The sequence below is a fragment of the Streptomyces sp. NBC_00659 genome (assembly GCF_036226925.1).
GTDB lineage: Bacteria > Actinomycetota > Actinomycetes > Streptomycetales > Streptomycetaceae > Streptomyces.
On record NZ_CP109031.1, the window covers coordinates 6,197,528 to 6,211,488 of the forward strand.

General features: G+C 71.8%; 14 protein-coding genes. 7 read left to right on the plus strand and 7 right to left on the minus strand.

All coding sequences use genetic code 11. The annotated features are described in order from the left end of the window. Window positions 1-106: 106 nt before the first annotated feature. The 3 genes from OG410_RS27170 to OG410_RS27180 all read left to right on the plus strand — a co-directional run bounded on the left by OG410_RS27170 (window position 107) and on the right by OG410_RS27180 (window position 2,923). The gene (locus OG410_RS27170; protein ID WP_328671270.1) at window positions 107-748 is read left to right on the plus strand and encodes a DUF6758 family protein; all 642 of its coding nucleotides are present in this window, start codon (window positions 107-109) and stop codon (window positions 746-748) included. A 287-nt stretch (window positions 749-1,035) separates the two neighbouring features. Then, complete coding sequence (locus tag OG410_RS27175; protein WP_329301534.1) at window positions 1,036-1,893, plus strand: PHP domain-containing protein; 858 nt, start codon at window positions 1,036-1,038, stop codon at window positions 1,891-1,893. A 424-nt stretch (window positions 1,894-2,317) separates the two neighbouring features. Then, entirely contained in the window at window positions 2,318-2,923 is a 606-nt protein-coding gene (locus OG410_RS27180; RefSeq protein WP_329301535.1) for a MarC family protein, read from the plus strand. Between the two features lie 144 nt (window positions 2,924-3,067). Here the strand turns inward: OG410_RS27180 and OG410_RS27185 are convergent, their stop codons facing one another. Next, window positions 3,068-3,244 carry a hypothetical protein gene (locus OG410_RS27185; protein ID WP_329304490.1) on the minus strand — a complete coding sequence of 59 codons (177 nt, stop codon included), beginning with the start codon at window positions 3,242-3,244 and terminating at the stop codon, window positions 3,068-3,070. A 202-nt stretch (window positions 3,245-3,446) separates the two neighbouring features. Here OG410_RS27185 and OG410_RS27190 point away from each other — a divergent pair, with 202 nt between their 5' ends. Beyond that, window positions 3,447-4,343, plus strand: a complete 897-nt coding sequence (locus OG410_RS27190) for an NYN domain-containing protein (RefSeq protein WP_329301536.1) — start codon at window positions 3,447-3,449, stop codon at window positions 4,341-4,343. An 88-nt stretch (window positions 4,344-4,431) separates the two neighbouring features. Here the strand turns inward: OG410_RS27190 and OG410_RS27195 are convergent, their stop codons facing one another. Together OG410_RS27195 and OG410_RS27200 are read right to left on the minus strand one after the other, a co-directional pair. Then, window positions 4,432-5,325, minus strand: coding sequence for an alpha/beta fold hydrolase (locus OG410_RS27195; protein ID WP_329301537.1), 894 nt, complete (start codon window positions 5,323-5,325; stop codon window positions 4,432-4,434). 141 nt (window positions 5,326-5,466) lie between these two features. After that, a complete protein-coding gene (locus OG410_RS27200; protein ID WP_329301538.1) occupies window positions 5,467-7,776 on the minus strand; it encodes a DEAD/DEAH box helicase in 2,310 nt (769 codons plus the stop codon). 471 nt (window positions 7,777-8,247) lie between these two features. On the opposite strand from OG410_RS27200, the gene OG410_RS27205 reads away from it, so the two are divergent. Beyond that, window positions 8,248-9,009 carry a ferritin-like fold-containing protein gene (locus tag OG410_RS27205; protein WP_329301539.1) on the plus strand — a complete coding sequence of 254 codons (762 nt, stop codon included), beginning with the start codon at window positions 8,248-8,250 and terminating at the stop codon, window positions 9,007-9,009. An 82-nt stretch (window positions 9,010-9,091) separates the two neighbouring features. Here OG410_RS27205 and OG410_RS27210 read toward each other — a convergent pair whose 3' ends face one another. From OG410_RS27210 to OG410_RS27225, 4 genes are all read right to left on the minus strand, one after another. Further along, entirely contained in the window at window positions 9,092-9,361 is a 270-nt protein-coding gene (locus tag OG410_RS27210; RefSeq protein ID WP_329301540.1) for a hypothetical protein, read from the minus strand. 384 nt (window positions 9,362-9,745) lie between these two features. Continuing rightward, entirely contained in the window at window positions 9,746-9,973 is a 228-nt protein-coding gene (locus OG410_RS27215) for a DUF3107 domain-containing protein (RefSeq protein WP_028801993.1), read from the minus strand. A gap of 191 nt (window positions 9,974-10,164) precedes the next feature. Continuing rightward, on the minus strand, window positions 10,165-10,806 hold the full coding sequence (locus OG410_RS27220; RefSeq protein ID WP_329301541.1) for a TetR/AcrR family transcriptional regulator: 642 nt from the start codon (window positions 10,804-10,806) through the stop codon (window positions 10,165-10,167). A 204-nt stretch (window positions 10,807-11,010) separates the two neighbouring features. Further along, complete coding sequence (locus tag OG410_RS27225) at window positions 11,011-11,229, minus strand: hypothetical protein (RefSeq protein WP_329301542.1); 219 nt, start codon at window positions 11,227-11,229, stop codon at window positions 11,011-11,013. 159 nt (window positions 11,230-11,388) lie between these two features. On the opposite strand from OG410_RS27225, the gene OG410_RS27230 reads away from it, so the two are divergent. Next, window positions 11,389-12,378 (plus strand): alpha/beta fold hydrolase, encoded by a 990-nt coding sequence (locus OG410_RS27230; RefSeq protein ID WP_329301543.1) that lies wholly within the window; start codon window positions 11,389-11,391, stop codon window positions 12,376-12,378. An 8-nt stretch (window positions 12,379-12,386) separates the two neighbouring features. Continuing rightward, window positions 12,387-13,943, plus strand: a complete 1,557-nt coding sequence (locus OG410_RS27235; protein WP_329301544.1) for a DUF3152 domain-containing protein — start codon at window positions 12,387-12,389, stop codon at window positions 13,941-13,943. Window positions 13,944-13,961 lie beyond the last annotated feature (18 nt).

Sequence of the window (13,961 nt, forward strand, 5' to 3'; positions counted from 1 at the left end):
GCCGGACTAATAAATGCAAGATGCACGTAGTTTTTGGCGTGGCCGGCCGCGCCGGACGGGTGATCGTCCTTGACGCGGGCAAAGACGGGGAGGACCGTTGGGCCCTATGAGGGGCGAACCCAGTTGCCCGAAGTGTGGTGGCCGGGTCAGGGCTCCCGGCCTTTTTGCCGATTCCTGGCAGTGCGATGTGCACGGCACGGTGCATCCGCTGCAGCCCGTGATCCCGCCCAGCGTCGAGGCCCTCGGTGTGGTCGTGCACCGCGCCCGGGTGCCGGTGTGGATGCCGTGGCCGCTGCCGGTCGGCTGGCTGTTCACCGGGGCGGCGTTCGCGGGGGACGACCGCAGCGGCGGCAGGGCCACCGTCATCGCCTGCTCCGGGCCCGGACCGCTGGGCGGGATGGGTGAGCTGATCCTCGTCGCCGAGGAACTGGGCGTCGGCCTCGGCGCGCGGTACGCGGGCATGGACGGACCCGACCCCGGCCCGTACATGAGCGTGGAGAAACCGCCGCAGGCGAAGGTCCTCGCGGCGGGCCGGCCCACCCCGCTCTGGCATGTCTCCGGCTCGCCCGACGACCGCGCCGTCTTCGCGGGCGAGGCGCTGGGGCTGTGGCTGTGGGCCGTCGTCTGGCCCGAGCAGACCGGACTGCTGATGTACGACGAACTGGTCCTGACCGATCTGCGCGACGCGGGCGCCGAGGTCGACCTGCTGCCGTGCGGCGCGCTGTCGCCGCGCATCCTGGAGCCGTAGGGCGGCGTGGGGCGGTGCCGGGGTGCGGTGTGTCCGGATGTCGGAGTGGGCGCACCTTGGGCGCCGGCCTGGGGCATGGCTCGGACGCCGGCCTCGGGCGTGCCCGGACGCCGGAGTGGGTGTGCCTGGACGCACGAGTGGGGTGTGCCCGGACGTCGGCGTGGGGCCCGCTCGGGCGCCGGGGGGATGTAGGGGGTGCTCCCCGGGTGCGGGTGTGACAGTGGGGGGCGGATTCCCGCTATCCTTGAGCGTCCCGCCCGTTCCGTCACCGCCTGGAGTCACGCGTAGTGCGCATCGATCTGCACGCCCACTCCACCGCCTCCGACGGTACGGACACCCCGGCGGAGCTGGTGCGCAACGCGGCCGCCGCCGGTCTGGACGTCGTGGCGCTGACCGACCACGACACCACGCGCGGATACGCCGAGGCGCTCGCCGCGCTCCCCGAGGGACTCACCCTCGTCACGGGCGCCGAGCTCTCCTGCCGGATCGACGGCATCAGCATGCACATGCTGGCCTACCTGTTCGACCCCGAGGACCCCGCACTGCTCGCCGAGCGCGAACTGGTCCGGGACGACCGGGTGCCGCGCGCCCAGGGCATGATCGACAGGCTCCGGGAAATCGGTGTGCCGATCACCTGGGAGCAGGTGGCGCGCATCGCGGGCGACGGATCGGTCGGCCGCCCGCACGTCGCCTCCGCGCTGGTCGAGCTGGGCGTCGTCGACAGCGTCTCCGACGCCTTCACCGAGCAGTGGCTGGCCGACGGTGGGCGCGCCTACGTCCCCAAGCACGAGACCGACCCCTTCGAGGCGATCCGGCTGGTCAAGGGCGCCGGAGGCGTCACCGTCTTCGCTCACCCCGCCGCCGCCAAGCGGGGCCGGACCGTGCCGGAGTCGGTGATCGCCGAGCTGGCCGGAGCGGGCCTCGACGGCATCGAGGTCGATCACATGGACCACGAACCGGCCACCCGGGCACGGCTGCGCGGTCTGGCCTCCGAACTGGGGCTGCTGACCACGGGCTCGTCCGACTACCACGGCAGCCGCAAGACCTGTGTGCTCGGGGAGTTCACGACCGACCCCGAGGTCTACGGGGAGATCACCCGCCGCGCCACCGGGGCGTTCCCGGTACCGGGCGCGGGCGGATCCTGAACCCCGGACGTTTCCACCGGGCTTGACCGCGCCGGGCCCTGCCGGCTCGGTCGGGGCGGTGCCTGGGTCGTTGTCTGGGTCTGGGCCCTGTGCCCGTGACTTCGGCTGTGACCGTGTCTGTGGCTGTGCCGGAGGCTCCGGCTACGACCGTGGCTGTGTTCCGGCTGCGACCCTGCCTGTGCCTGTGGCTGCGACCGCGGCTGTCCTGATGCCGGTTCCGGCGGGCACGTGAGGTCCGTACGCACCAGGCCCGTCCCGTAAGGCCCCTGCCGGGCGGCGCGGGCACCGACGCTCCCGCACGCTCCCGCACCGCCGGTCGTGCCGACGCGCCCCGCCCCGTGGAACGACCGCCCGAAGCGGTGGCCGGAAAGCCCCGCTCCCATTCCCTGCTCTCACTCACCCTCTCGCAAGGCTTCTCCTCACCATGTTCGACGTCGCCGTCTTCGGCTCCCTCTTCCTCACGCTCTTCGTCATCATGGATCCCCCCGGGATCACCCCGATCTTCCTGGCGCTCACCGCGGGCCGTCCCGCCCGGGTGCAGCGGCGGATGGCCGTCCAGGCGGTCTGCGTCGCCGGCGGTGTCATCACCGTCTTCGGGCTCCTCGGGCACCAGATCCTGGACTACCTGCACGTCTCCGTGCCCGCGCTGATGATCGCGGGCGGACTGCTGCTCCTGCTCATCGCCCTCGACCTGCTCACCGGCAAGACGGACGAGCCGAAGCAGACCAAGGACGTCAACGTCGCCCTCGTACCCCTCGGGATGCCGCTGCTCGCCGGGCCCGGAGCGATCGTGTCCGTGATCCTCGCGGTGCAGAAGGCCGACTCGGTCGCCGGCCAGGTCTCCGTGTGGACCGCGATCCTCGCGATCCACGTCGTGCTGTGGGTCGTGATGCGCTACTCGCTGCTGATCATCCGCGTCATCAAGGACGGCGGAGTGGTCCTGGTGACCCGGCTCGCGGGCATGATGCTCTCCGCCATCGCGGTGCAGCAGATCATCAACGGTGTCACGCAGGTGATCCGGGGGGGCTGACGCCCTGCCGACACACAGAGCCCCGCACGGCTTTCTCGCCGTGCGGGGCTCTGAAGTCTTTGCAGCGTCTGCTGTCCGCGACGCGGTTCGTCCTGCGAGGCGCCTTCGGTGCGCCCCTGTACCGCGAAGCGGACGGTCGTCGTGTTACGAAACGGTTGTGTCGGCCGGGCGGATCCACAGACGCTGCCCGATGGCGGCGGCCTGCTGAACGATCCGGTTGACGGAGGCGGCGTCTACGACAGTGCTGTCCACGGGCGTGCCGTCGACATCGTCGAGTCGCATGATTTCGAAGCGCAAGGGCTTCTCCCTTCGTCTGGTCATCCTCCTGAGGAGAACTACTTGGGTCTGACGAGCGAGGCATCACTGTCCTCGCTCACGTAGGGAGTCAACGGGATGCGTGTTACAAACATTCCCTACGCTAAGGAAATTTTTCGAGAACCTAATTACCGGCGGGTAGCCCGGGTGGCGGAGACTGAACGGCGCCAGTTGTGTTCGCAGCGTGACCGCCGGGACAATGGCATCGATGAACGACGACCACGCGGCTCTGGCCGCCCGCATAGACCGTACGAACGAGTTGCTCCAGCGCATGCTCGCCGAGGTCGCGAAGACCCCCTCCACCCACGCGATCTTCGTCGACGCCGGATATCTGTACGCGGCCGCGGGGCGCCTCGTCGCCGGCACGGAGGACCGCCGTTCGTTCGACCTGGACACCGAGGGCCTCATCGAGGCACTCATCGACCGGGCCCGCACGATCTTCGCCGACAGCAGGCTGCTGCGCGTCTACTGGTACGACGGCGCGCGGCGGCGCATCCACACCGCGGAGCAGCAGTCCATCGCCGAACTCCCGGACGTGAAGGTCCGGTTGGGCAACCTGAACGCCAACAACCAGCAAAAGGGCGTCGATTCACTCATCCGCTCGGACCTGGAGTCCCTCGCCCGGCACCGCGCCATCAGCGACGCGGCCCTGCTCGGCGGCGACGAGGACCTCGTCTCCGCGGTCGAGGCGGCCCAGGGCTACGGCGCCCGGGTCCACCTCTGGGGCATCGAGGCACCCGAGGGCGGCAACCAGGCCGAGCCGCTTCTCTGGGAGGTCGACAGCCAGCGCACGCTCGACCTCGACTTCTTCAAGCCGTACGTGGCCAGGCGGACCGCCCAGTCGTACGACCCGACGGCGACGGTCCGGCCCACTCGGGAGGACGTGCGCTTCGTGGGCGCCCAGGTGGCCGCGAAGTGGCTGGCCGCACGCGGCCGTGAATCCCTGGCCGAGCTGCTTCCCGGCCACCCGTATCTCCCCGGCTCGGTCGACCAGGATCTGCTGGTCGAGGCCGAGGGGCTGCTCCAGTACTCCCTGCGCGGCCAGGCGGACCTGCGCCGCGCACTGCGGGACGGCTTCTGGGAGCACCTTCAGGCGCAGTACTAGGCCCCGGCGGACAACGTCTGCGCGTCCAGGGCGTCCAGGGCGTCGAGCGCCGGGCGCCGCGACGGCGCGAAGGTTGCCCGCCCGGGCACTAGCCGAGGTTGCCGGGAGTGCTCGCGGGCAGCGTGCCGTCCCAGAACGCGGCCAGGGCGCGGGCGGTCTCCAGGGGCTGGTCGGCGTTCGGTGAGTGCTCCGCATCCTCGACGACCGTGCGGTGCGCGTCCAGCCGTACGGCCATCGTGTCCAGCAGGGTGACCGGCCAGGTGTCGTCACGTTCGCCGGACAGCACGTGCTTCGGGAGCGGGACGGCGGCCAGTTCGGCGACACGGTCGGGCTCTTCGCAGAGCTGGCGGCCCGTGGCGACGAGCTGGGCGGGACTGTTGCCGAGCCAGCGGCGGCGCAGGTCGGAGAGGTCGTCGAGCCCCGCGTCCAGCCCGCCGGTGTCGGTCTCCTCGGGCGGCTCCATCGCCTGGATCGCCTCCCACACCTCGGCCATGCTCATCACGGCCAGCGCGTCCCGCAGCAGCTTGACGCGCTGCTGCTGAGCCGTGGAGATCTGCGCGGGGCCGGAGGCCATGAGGGTCAGGGACAGGAACGGCGACGGGTCGGCCAGCACCGCGGCCCGCGCGATCTGGCCGCCGAGCGAGTGCCCCACGAGGTGCACCGGAACGCCGACGGCGGCGGCCTGCGCGAGCACGTCCTGCACCAACTCCCTCTGCGCGTAAGCCGTTTCGTCGTCGCGTGGTCCCTCGGTCTCGAACTGTCCGCGCCCGTCCACGGCCACCGTCCGGTAGCCCGCGGCGGCCAGCGGCGCGTGCAGCGCGATGAAGTCCTCCTTGCTCCCGGTGAACCCCGGCAGCAGCAGGACGGCTCCCTTGGACTGTCCCTCCGGCGCGGCGTCGAGCACGGCGAACTCGCCGCGCGCGGTCGACAACCGGTACGCGCGGACACCGGCGGGCGGAACGAACGTGTAGGGCCTGCTCATGCGGAGGAGGCTATCGGGCGTCGGCGAGGGCCGCTCGACGGGTGGGGTGGTCGGGGGCCGTCACGGTGGCCGTGTGCTGATGCGCGGGTACGCCGATGGCCCGGCCCCACCGGAAGGGGGACCGGGCCATCGGACGGGGGATCAGCTCTCCGTGGGCTCCGCGGCGACGACCTTGCGGGTGCGTCGGCGGGTGGCGGGCTTGGTCTCCGTGGCCTCGGCGGCCTGGGCCGGGATCTCGGCGGCGGGAGCCGTCTCGACGGCCTTGCGGGTCCGGCGGCGTACGGGCTTGGCTTCGGTCGCCTCGGCGGCCTCGGCGGTGTCCGTGGCGGTGCTCGCTGCCTTGCGGGTGCGTCGGGGCTTGGCCTCGGCGACCGTCTCGGTGACCTCGGTCGCGGGGGCCTCGACGGTGTCCACGACCGCTTCCGCTGCCTTGCGGGTGCGTCGGCGGGTGGCGGGCTTGGTCTCCGTGGCCTCGGCGGCCTGGGCCGGGATCTCGGCGGCGGGAGCCGTCTCGACGGCCTTGCGGGTCCGGCGGCGTACGGGCTTGGCTTCGGTCGCCTCGGCGGCCTCGGCGGTGTCCGTGGCGGTGCTCGCTGCCTTGCGGGTGCGTCGGGGCTTGGCCTCGGCGACCGTCTCGGTGACCTCGGTCGCGGGGGCCTCGACGGTGTCCACGACCGCTTCCGCCGCCTTGCGGGTGCGTCGGCGGACGGGCTTGGCCGGAGCCTCGGTGACCTCGGCGGCCTCGGTGACCGTCTCGTCGGCGGGAGCCGTCTCGACGGCCTTGCGGGTCCGGCGGCGGGCCGGCGCGGCCTGAGCCTCGGCGACGACCTCGGCGGCGGCGCTCTCGACCACGGCCTCGGCGGCGGTCACCACCGCCTCCGCCGTCTCCACGACCGTCGAAGCGGGCTTGCGGGTCCGGCGACGGCGCGGCGCGGCCGGCTCGTCGACGACGCCCTCAGCCGTCGCCACGGCGGCTTCCGCCGCCTCGGTCACGGGGGCGGCGACGGCTGCCGCGGCCTCGCCCGTTCCACCACGCGTCCGCCGACGGCGGCGCGGCGTGCGGGGCTCGGCGGTCTCGACGGACGCGGGCGACTCCGTGGTCGCCGGAGCGGCCGTGGACGCGGACGTCTCGTCCGCGGGAGCACCGTTGCGCGTACGACGGCGCTGGCGGGGAGTGCGCGGCCCGCGCTCACGCTCGGTGGGCGCGGGGGCGGGCGCGGCCGTACGGCCACCGCGGCCACGCGGACCGCCACGGCCACCGGTCTCGCCCAGGTCCTCGACGGCCTCGGCCGAGAGCCCGGCGCGGGTGCGCTCGGAACGCGGCAGGACACCCTTGGTGCCGGCCGGGATGCTGAGCTCCTCGTAGAAGTGAGGAGAGGTCGAGTACGTCTCCGGCGGGTCCGGGAAACCGAGGTCCAGCGCCTTGTTGATGAGCTGCCAGCGCGGGATGTCGTCCCAGTCGACGAGGGTGATCGCGATGCCCTTGGCACCCGCGCGGCCGGTGCGGCCGATGCGGTGCAGGTACGTCTTCTCGTCCTCGGGGGACTGGTAGTTGACGACGTGGGTGACACCCTCGACGTCGATACCGCGGGCGGCGACGTCGGTGCAGACCAGCACGTCGACCTTGCCGTTGCGGAACGCGCGCAGCGCCTGCTCGCGGGCGCCCTGGCCGAGGTCGCCGTGGACCGCGCCGGAGGCGAAGCCGCGCTGCTGGAGCTGGTCGGCGAGGTCCGCCGCCGTCCGCTTGGTGCGGCAGAAGACCATCGCGAGACCGCGGCCGTCGGCCTGCAGTATGCGCGAGACCATCTCCGGCTTGTCCATGTTGTGCGCGCGGTACACGAACTGCTTCGTGTTCGCGACCGTCGCGCCCGAGTCGTCCGGCTCCGAGGCGCGGATGTGCGTGGGCTGCGACATGTAGCGGCGCGCGAGACCGATGACCGCGCCCGGCATGGTCGCCGAGAACAGCATCGTCTGACGGCGGGCCGGCAGCATGTTCATGATCTTCTCGACATCGGGCAGGAAGCCCAGGTCGAGCATCTCGTCGGCCTCGTCGAGGACGAGCGCCTTGATGTGCTTGAGGTTGAGCTTCTTCTGGCCCGCGAGGTCCAGCAGCCGTCCCGGGGTGCCGACGATGACGTCGACGCCCTTCTTCAGGGCCTCCACCTGGGGCTCGTACGCGCGGCCGCCGTAGATGGCGAGAACGCGTACGTTGCGGACCTTGCCCGCGGTCAGCAGGTCGTTGGTCACCTGCGTGCACAGTTCGCGCGTCGGGACGACGACGAGCGCCTGCGGGGCGTCGGTGAGCTGCTCGGGCTTGGCCCGGCCCGCCTCGACGTCCGCGGGGACGGTGACGCGCTCGAGGAGCGGAAGGCCGAAGCCCAGCGTCTTGCCGGTGCCGGTCTTGGCCTGGCCGATGACGTCGCTGCCGGAGAGGGCAACGGGGAGCGTCATCTCCTGGATGGGGAAGGGGTTGATGATGCCGACGGCCTCAAGGGCTTCGGCGGTCTCAGCAAGGATTCCGAGGTCTCGGAAAGTCGTAGTCAGGGTGCTGCCTCTTCTGTGTGCGCGGTACGAGGCGAGCGCGGGGGTCGTGTCGGGACCGTGCCGGGGACGTCGGCCGCTCTTGACGGGCGGGCCGAGTGGCATGGGACCACTGCCGACGCTCGAGCTCTCGTGCCGCTGAGGGTTCCCTCCGGATGCCGTACGCAATGTGCCGTACCGACGAGGAGGGCTGTCGGGTCGGAGCCGATCGGGCCACCGACCGGGCATCCTCATTCGTGCGGCCCGTCGAATACTCGCCGGGCGCATTACCACCATACCCCGGAATCGCGCACATGCGATGGCCGATTTGGTCACGTAGTCGTCGTCACACAGGTTGAGCAGGGACTTCCCTCGTACGGTGGGCGGGCTATTGTGCGCTTCATGACGACGCCTGACAACGCCGCTGAGAAGCCCGCCGAGGCCACCGCCGACACCGCCCCCGCGGCCACCGGGGTCGCCGCGCAGAACTGGGAGACGGCCTCGGCCGAGCCCCAGTACCGCGCCGCGGTCGTGGACCTGCTCGGAGCGCTCGCGTACGGCGAGCTCGCGGCGTTCGAGCGGCTCGCGGAGGACGCCAAGCTGGCGCCCACGCTGAGCGACAAGGCGGAACTGGCGAAGATGGCGTCCGCCGAGTTCCACCACTTCGAGCAGCTGCGGGACAGGCTCTCCGCGGTCGGTGCGGAGCCGACGCAGGCGATGGAGCCCTTCGTCGCCGCGCTCGACGGTTTCCACCGGCAGACGGCTCCCTCGGACTGGCTGGAGGGGCTCGTCAAGGCGTACGTCGGCGACTCGATCGCCAGTGACTTCTACCGCGAGGTCGCGGCCCGGCTCGACTCGGACACCCGCGGGCTCGTCCTCGGCGTCCTCGACGACACCGGTCACGCCGGTTTCGCGATCGAGAAGGTGCGCGCCGCGATCGACGCCGACCCGCGGGTCGGGGGCCGGCTCGCGCTGTGGGCGCGGCGGCTGATGGGCGAGGCGCTGTCCCAGTCGCAGCGCGTGGTCGCCGACCGTGACGCCCTGTCGACGATGCTCGTGGGCGGCGTGGCGGACGGATTCGATCTCGCGGAGGTCGGCCGGATGTTCTCCAGGATCACCGAGGCGCACACCAAGCGGATGGCCGCGCTGGGCCTGGCGGCCTAGGCACGGACACGCCCGGGACGGACACGCCCCTAAGGACTACCGGCGCGGTTCACGGTCGCGGAAGCGGGGCCTGCGCAGCGGCTTACGCCGTCGCCGAGCTGCGTCGAAAACGCTCCTCGGGGCGCAGCAGCAACGACAGCAGCGCCGCGGACACGGCCACCGCGCCGAGAAGGATGGCCAGGAAGTGGCCGGAGCCCAGGGCCGTGTGCGTCAGGAAGGCGCCGAACAGGGCTCCCGCCACGCCCGTCGACAGGACCAGGCTGCGTGCGGGCAACCGGTGGGGCAGGCGGTACGAGGCCGCCCACGCCAGCGCGAGACCGAGCAGCGCGGAGCCGAACGCTTCCAAGAACATGGGTGGGGTCCCTCCCGCACGGCCGGTGCAAATCGGTCGTAGCCGGTCCTACCCCTGAGGTTCGGAACGCAACCCTCCTCCGCGCCCGGCATGTGCTCCATCTGCCGAGGTGCCCGGCGCACGGGAGTGGCGGTGGTACGGATCGGGGTGCGCGCCGGAGCGGAAGCGGGCGTACACCGGTCGGAAGCGCCGGCGCGAACCGGCGGCCCCGGCGAACCGGCGGCCCCGGCGGGCCGGGCAGTAGGACGCAGTACGGGCCGCACGAAACAGAGCAGTACGGTCCGCGCGAAGCAGAGCAGTACGGTCCGCGCGAAGCAGATACGGGAAGGGCCCGGTGACGATGTCACCGGGCCCTTCCCGTATCTGCTTCGTCGCTCAGTCGCCCTACAGGGCGCTGAATCCGACCTTGCGCTGCGTGGGCTCGCCGAGCTCCACGTACGCCAGCCGGTCGGCCGGAACCAGGACCTTGCGGCCGTGGTCGTCCACGAGGCTCAGCAGCTGCGACTTGCCGGCCAGCGCCTCGGACACCGCGCGCTCGACCTCTTCCGGGGTCTGACCGCTCTCCAGAACGATCTCGCGGGGCGCGTGCTGCACGCCGATCTTGACCTCCACGGCTTTGTCCCTCCGACGGTCAGTCATGTGCGCGTTCGTACGCGCCGTACGCAGCACACATTAGCCCGGCGAGGGGACGCGCACGCTCCGCCCGGGAACGCCAGGAGCGAACAGCCGACGGGAACAAAGAAGCGGCCGAGGGGCATGCCCCGGCCGCTTCCTTCGCGTCGGTGATCCGGTGATCCGGCGGATCAGTGGTTGTCGGTGCCGTGCAGCGGGAAACCCGCGATGCCCCGCCAGGCGAGCGAGGTCAGCAGCTGGACCGCCTGGTCGCGCGGGACACTGCGGTCGCTGTGCAGCCAGGAACGGGCCACCACCTGGGCCAGACCGCCGAGGCCCGAGGCGAGGAGCATCGACTCCTCGCGGGAGAGACCGGTGTCCTCGGCGATGACGTCGCAGATCGCCTCGGCGCATTGGTGCGTCACCTTGTCGACGCGTTCGCGCACCGCCGGCTCATTGGTCAGGTCGGACTCGAAGACCAGCCGGAACGCGCCGCCGTCGTCCTCCACGTACGCGAAGTAGGCGTCCATCGTCGCGCGGACGCGCAGCTTGTTGTCCGAGGTCGACGCGAGAGCGGCCCGTACCGCCAGGAGCAGCGACTCGCAGTGCTGGTCCAGCAGGGCGAGATACAGATCGAGCTTGCCCGGGAAGTGCTGGTAGAGAACCGGCTTGCTGACGCCCGCGCGCTCGGCGATGTCGTCCATGGCGGCCGAGTGATATCCCTGCGCAACGAAAACTTCCTGGGCGGCGCCGAGGAGCTGGTTGCGTCGGGCACGGCGCGGCAGGCGAGTGCCCCGCGGGCGTGCTGCCTCTGTCTGCTCGATGGCTGTCACGCCGCCTCCCAAAGTTGTCCACGTGCGGTGTGCGCCGCGCCGCCATCGTACTTTTCGGTAACCCTGCTGTGTGCGGTGCGAGCGGAGAATTTCACGGACCGGCCCCCTGCCCGGACGGCGCACAGTGTGCCGAAGGGGACGAGCTGGGCACCCGGCCGCCGTGACGGCCTGATCTGCGACGCCGGATCACCTGTGGATGTCAGGTCACCTGTAGTCGTCCTCGTTCAGCCGGACGACCCGGGCCTGCTCGGCCAGATCGCCGTCGTCGGCGTTGAGGCGGTCGCCCGGGGGTTCCGGGTCGACGTCGTCCGCGGGGTCCAGCTCGGCGGACTGCTCGGCGGCGTCGGCCTCGGGGGCCTCGATGTCGGGGATCTCCCGGAACTGGTCGTCGAACGTTCCGGGGTCTGTCGGGTCGACTGTCATGGTTCCTCTTCCCGAACGGTACGAGTGCGCTCCTGATGTGCGGACGAGTGCCCTCGTTCGAAGCCTAGGAGACACGCGATCCGGACGCTATGCGATCGGCCCGCGATCTGTGACCGCGAACACATGAGCCACCGCGTGATCGTCTCGTAACATTGCGGCATGTCTTCGACCGAACTCCCTACCGCGCCGGCCGCCAGTGTCACGCCGCGGGTCGGCGCCGTCAGGGTCGCGGAGGGAGAGCGACTGCGATCGGTCGGGCTGCCCGGCATCACGTTGACGATCCGGTCGAGACCCCCGGTCAGGGAGGACCTCCCGCCCGCCCTGTACGTGCACGGTCTGGGCGGTTCCTCGCAGAACTGGTCGGCGCTGATGTCCCGGCTCGACGGGCTCGTGGAGAGCGAGGCCCTCGACCTGCCGGGCTTCGGCGACTCGCCGCCGCCGGACGACGGCGACTACTCGGTCACCGGACACGCGCGGGCGGTCATCCGCCATCTCGACGCGTCCGGACGCGGTCCCGTACATCTTTTCGGCAATTCCCTCGGCGGGGCCGTCACGACACGCGTCGCTGCCGTGAGGCCGGATCTCGTCCGGACGCTCACGCTGGTGTCCCCCGCGCTGCCCGAGATCCGCGCGCAGCGCACGGCCTGGCCGACCGCGCTGCTCGCTCTGCCCGGGGTGGCGGGACTGTTCACGAAACTCACCAGGGACTGGAGCGCTGAGCAGCGCGTACGTGGGGTTCTGGCCCTCTGTTACGGCGATCCCGGCATCGTGACGCCCGAGGGGTTCCGTGACGCGGTCGAGGAGATGGAGCGACGGCTCGCCCTGCCCTACTTCTGGGACGCCATGGCGCGCTCCGCGCGCGGGGTCGTGAACGCCTACACGCTGGGCGGCCAGCACGGACTGTGGCGTCAGGCCGAACGGGTGCTCGCCCCCACGCTCCTGGTCTACGGCGGCCGCGACCAACTTGTCGGCTACCGTATGGCGCAGCGCGCGGCCCGTGCGTTCCGCGACTCCCGGCTGCTGTCCCTGCCGGACGCGGGGCACGTCGCCATGATGGAGTATCCGGAGACGGTCGCCACCGCCTTCCGTGAATTCCTGGCGGATCTGGGAGAGTTGACCTCTTCGGTGGCAGTCGGCGCGGAGAGCTGAGGCGGGAAGTGGGACGACACAGTCGTCGGGGGCGGGCCGGCAAGACGGACGCCGCGCAGACGCGAGCGGACGAGGCGGCACCGGCTCCTGCGCCGGGCCTGGACGGCGTCCGCCGCACGGCGACACGCCCGCCCGGCTCCCTGGGTCCCTACCCGCCCTCGGGCGGCAGTCCGCAGCAGGGCGCACCACGATTCTCCGACGGCACTCCGGCGCACGGTTTTTCGCAGGTCGCGGACGGCACTCCCGCGCGAGGGGTGCCGCGCTACGCGGACGGGACCCCGGCCCACGGAGTTCCGCGCTTCCAGGACGGCACTCCGGCCCATGGAGTCCCGCGCTTCCAGGACGGCGCCCCTGTACGCGGGGTGCCGCGTTCCTTCGAGGGGACCCCGGCGCACGGAACGCCGCGTCTCCCCGACGGGACCCCCGCCCACGGAATGCCGCAGGTACGGGGCGGGCATCCCGAGCAGCGTGAACAGGGCGGCGGCTGGGGCGAGTCGAGGGCCGGCGGGGCTCCTCAGGGCGCGTCCGCCGGACCGCGGGTGCCCCAGCAGCGCCAGCAGGCCGTGGCAGGACCCCGGCAGGCGTACGTCGACGCGTTCGACCTCGGCGAGCGGCAGAGCGGCGGCGCGGCGGGCCGGACGGCCGGCCCCCGTACGGGGTTCGACGACCCCGCCGACTGGAACGCCCAGCCCATCGGCACCGGAGACCGGCCGCTGCCGGAGGCCGGCGAGCAGGACGAGGGCAAGGCCCGCAAGGGGTGGGCGTTCACCGGGATCGCGGCGGCCGCCGTCACCACCGTGCTGGCCGTCGTCGTGGCCGGGCAGATGGCCACGGGAGGGCACGACGCCGACGCGCGGGCGCAGTCCGCCGACGCGGGCGGCCGGGCGACCCAGGACTCCGCCTCGCGCGGCGACGACCGGCCCACCCAGTCGGGACAGCCGCAGGTGGCCGCAGTGCCCCTGACGTACGCCCAGCAGATGGCCAGGACCTACCCGCTGGGGGCGAAGCTCAAGGCGTCGGGGAAGTTCGCCGCGGTGCCCGGAGTCGCCGAGGCGCCCGGCAAGGGCCGCAAGTACACCTACCGCGTCGACATCGAGCAGGGCCTCGATCTCGACGGCGCGCTCTTCGCCGACGCCGTGCAGAAGACCCTGAACGACAAACGGAGCTGGGCGCACGGCGGCGCCCGGACCTTCGAGCGGATCGATTCCGGCAAACCGGACTTCGTCATCACGCTGGCGAGTCCCGGCACCACCGCCGAGTGGTGCGCCAAGTCGGGGCTCGACACCACGGAGGACAACGTGTCGTGCGACTCGGCGTCCACCGAGCGCGTCATGATCAACGCATACCGCTGGGCCCAGGGCTCCAAGACCTACGGCTTCGGTGACGAGATTCACGCCTACCGGCAGATGCTGATCAACCACGAGGTCGGCCACAGGCTCGGATACGGGCACGTCACCTGCGAGAAGGACGGCGACCTCGCCCCGGTCATGCAGCAGCAGACCAAGTTCCTCGACCACGACGGAATCCACTGTCTGCCCAACGCCTGGCCCTATCCCAAGAGTTGACGGAAAGTGCCCGTATCG

Bases quoted from the DNA above. Each gene is read 5' to 3' on its own strand.
- OG410_RS27200 (WP_329301538.1), bottom strand. From the start codon at position 7,776: ATGACGCTCCCCGTTGCCCTCTCCGGCAGCGACGTCATCGGCCAGGCC.
- OG410_RS27195 (WP_329301537.1), bottom strand. From the start codon at position 5,325: ATGAGCAGGCCCTACACGTTCGTTCCGCCCGCCGGTGTCCGCGCGTAC.
- OG410_RS27185 (WP_329304490.1), bottom strand. From the start codon at position 3,244: ATGACCAGACGAAGGGAGAAGCCCTTGCGCTTCGAAATCATGCGACTC.
- OG410_RS27230 (WP_329301543.1), top strand. From the start codon at position 11,389: ATGTCTTCGACCGAACTCCCTACCGCGCCGGCCGCCAGTGTCACGCCG.
- OG410_RS27180 (WP_329301535.1), top strand. From the start codon at position 2,318: ATGTTCGACGTCGCCGTCTTCGGCTCCCTCTTCCTCACGCTCTTCGTC.
- OG410_RS27190 (WP_329301536.1), top strand. From the start codon at position 3,447: ATGAACGACGACCACGCGGCTCTGGCCGCCCGCATAGACCGTACGAAC.
- OG410_RS27170 (WP_328671270.1), top strand. From the start codon at position 107: ATGAGGGGCGAACCCAGTTGCCCGAAGTGTGGTGGCCGGGTCAGGGCT.
- OG410_RS27205 (WP_329301539.1), top strand. From the start codon at position 8,248: ATGACGACGCCTGACAACGCCGCTGAGAAGCCCGCCGAGGCCACCGCC.
- OG410_RS27210 (WP_329301540.1), bottom strand. From the start codon at position 9,361: ATGTTCTTGGAAGCGTTCGGCTCCGCGCTGCTCGGTCTCGCGCTGGCG.
- OG410_RS27225 (WP_329301542.1), bottom strand. From the start codon at position 11,229: ATGACAGTCGACCCGACAGACCCCGGAACGTTCGACGACCAGTTCCGG.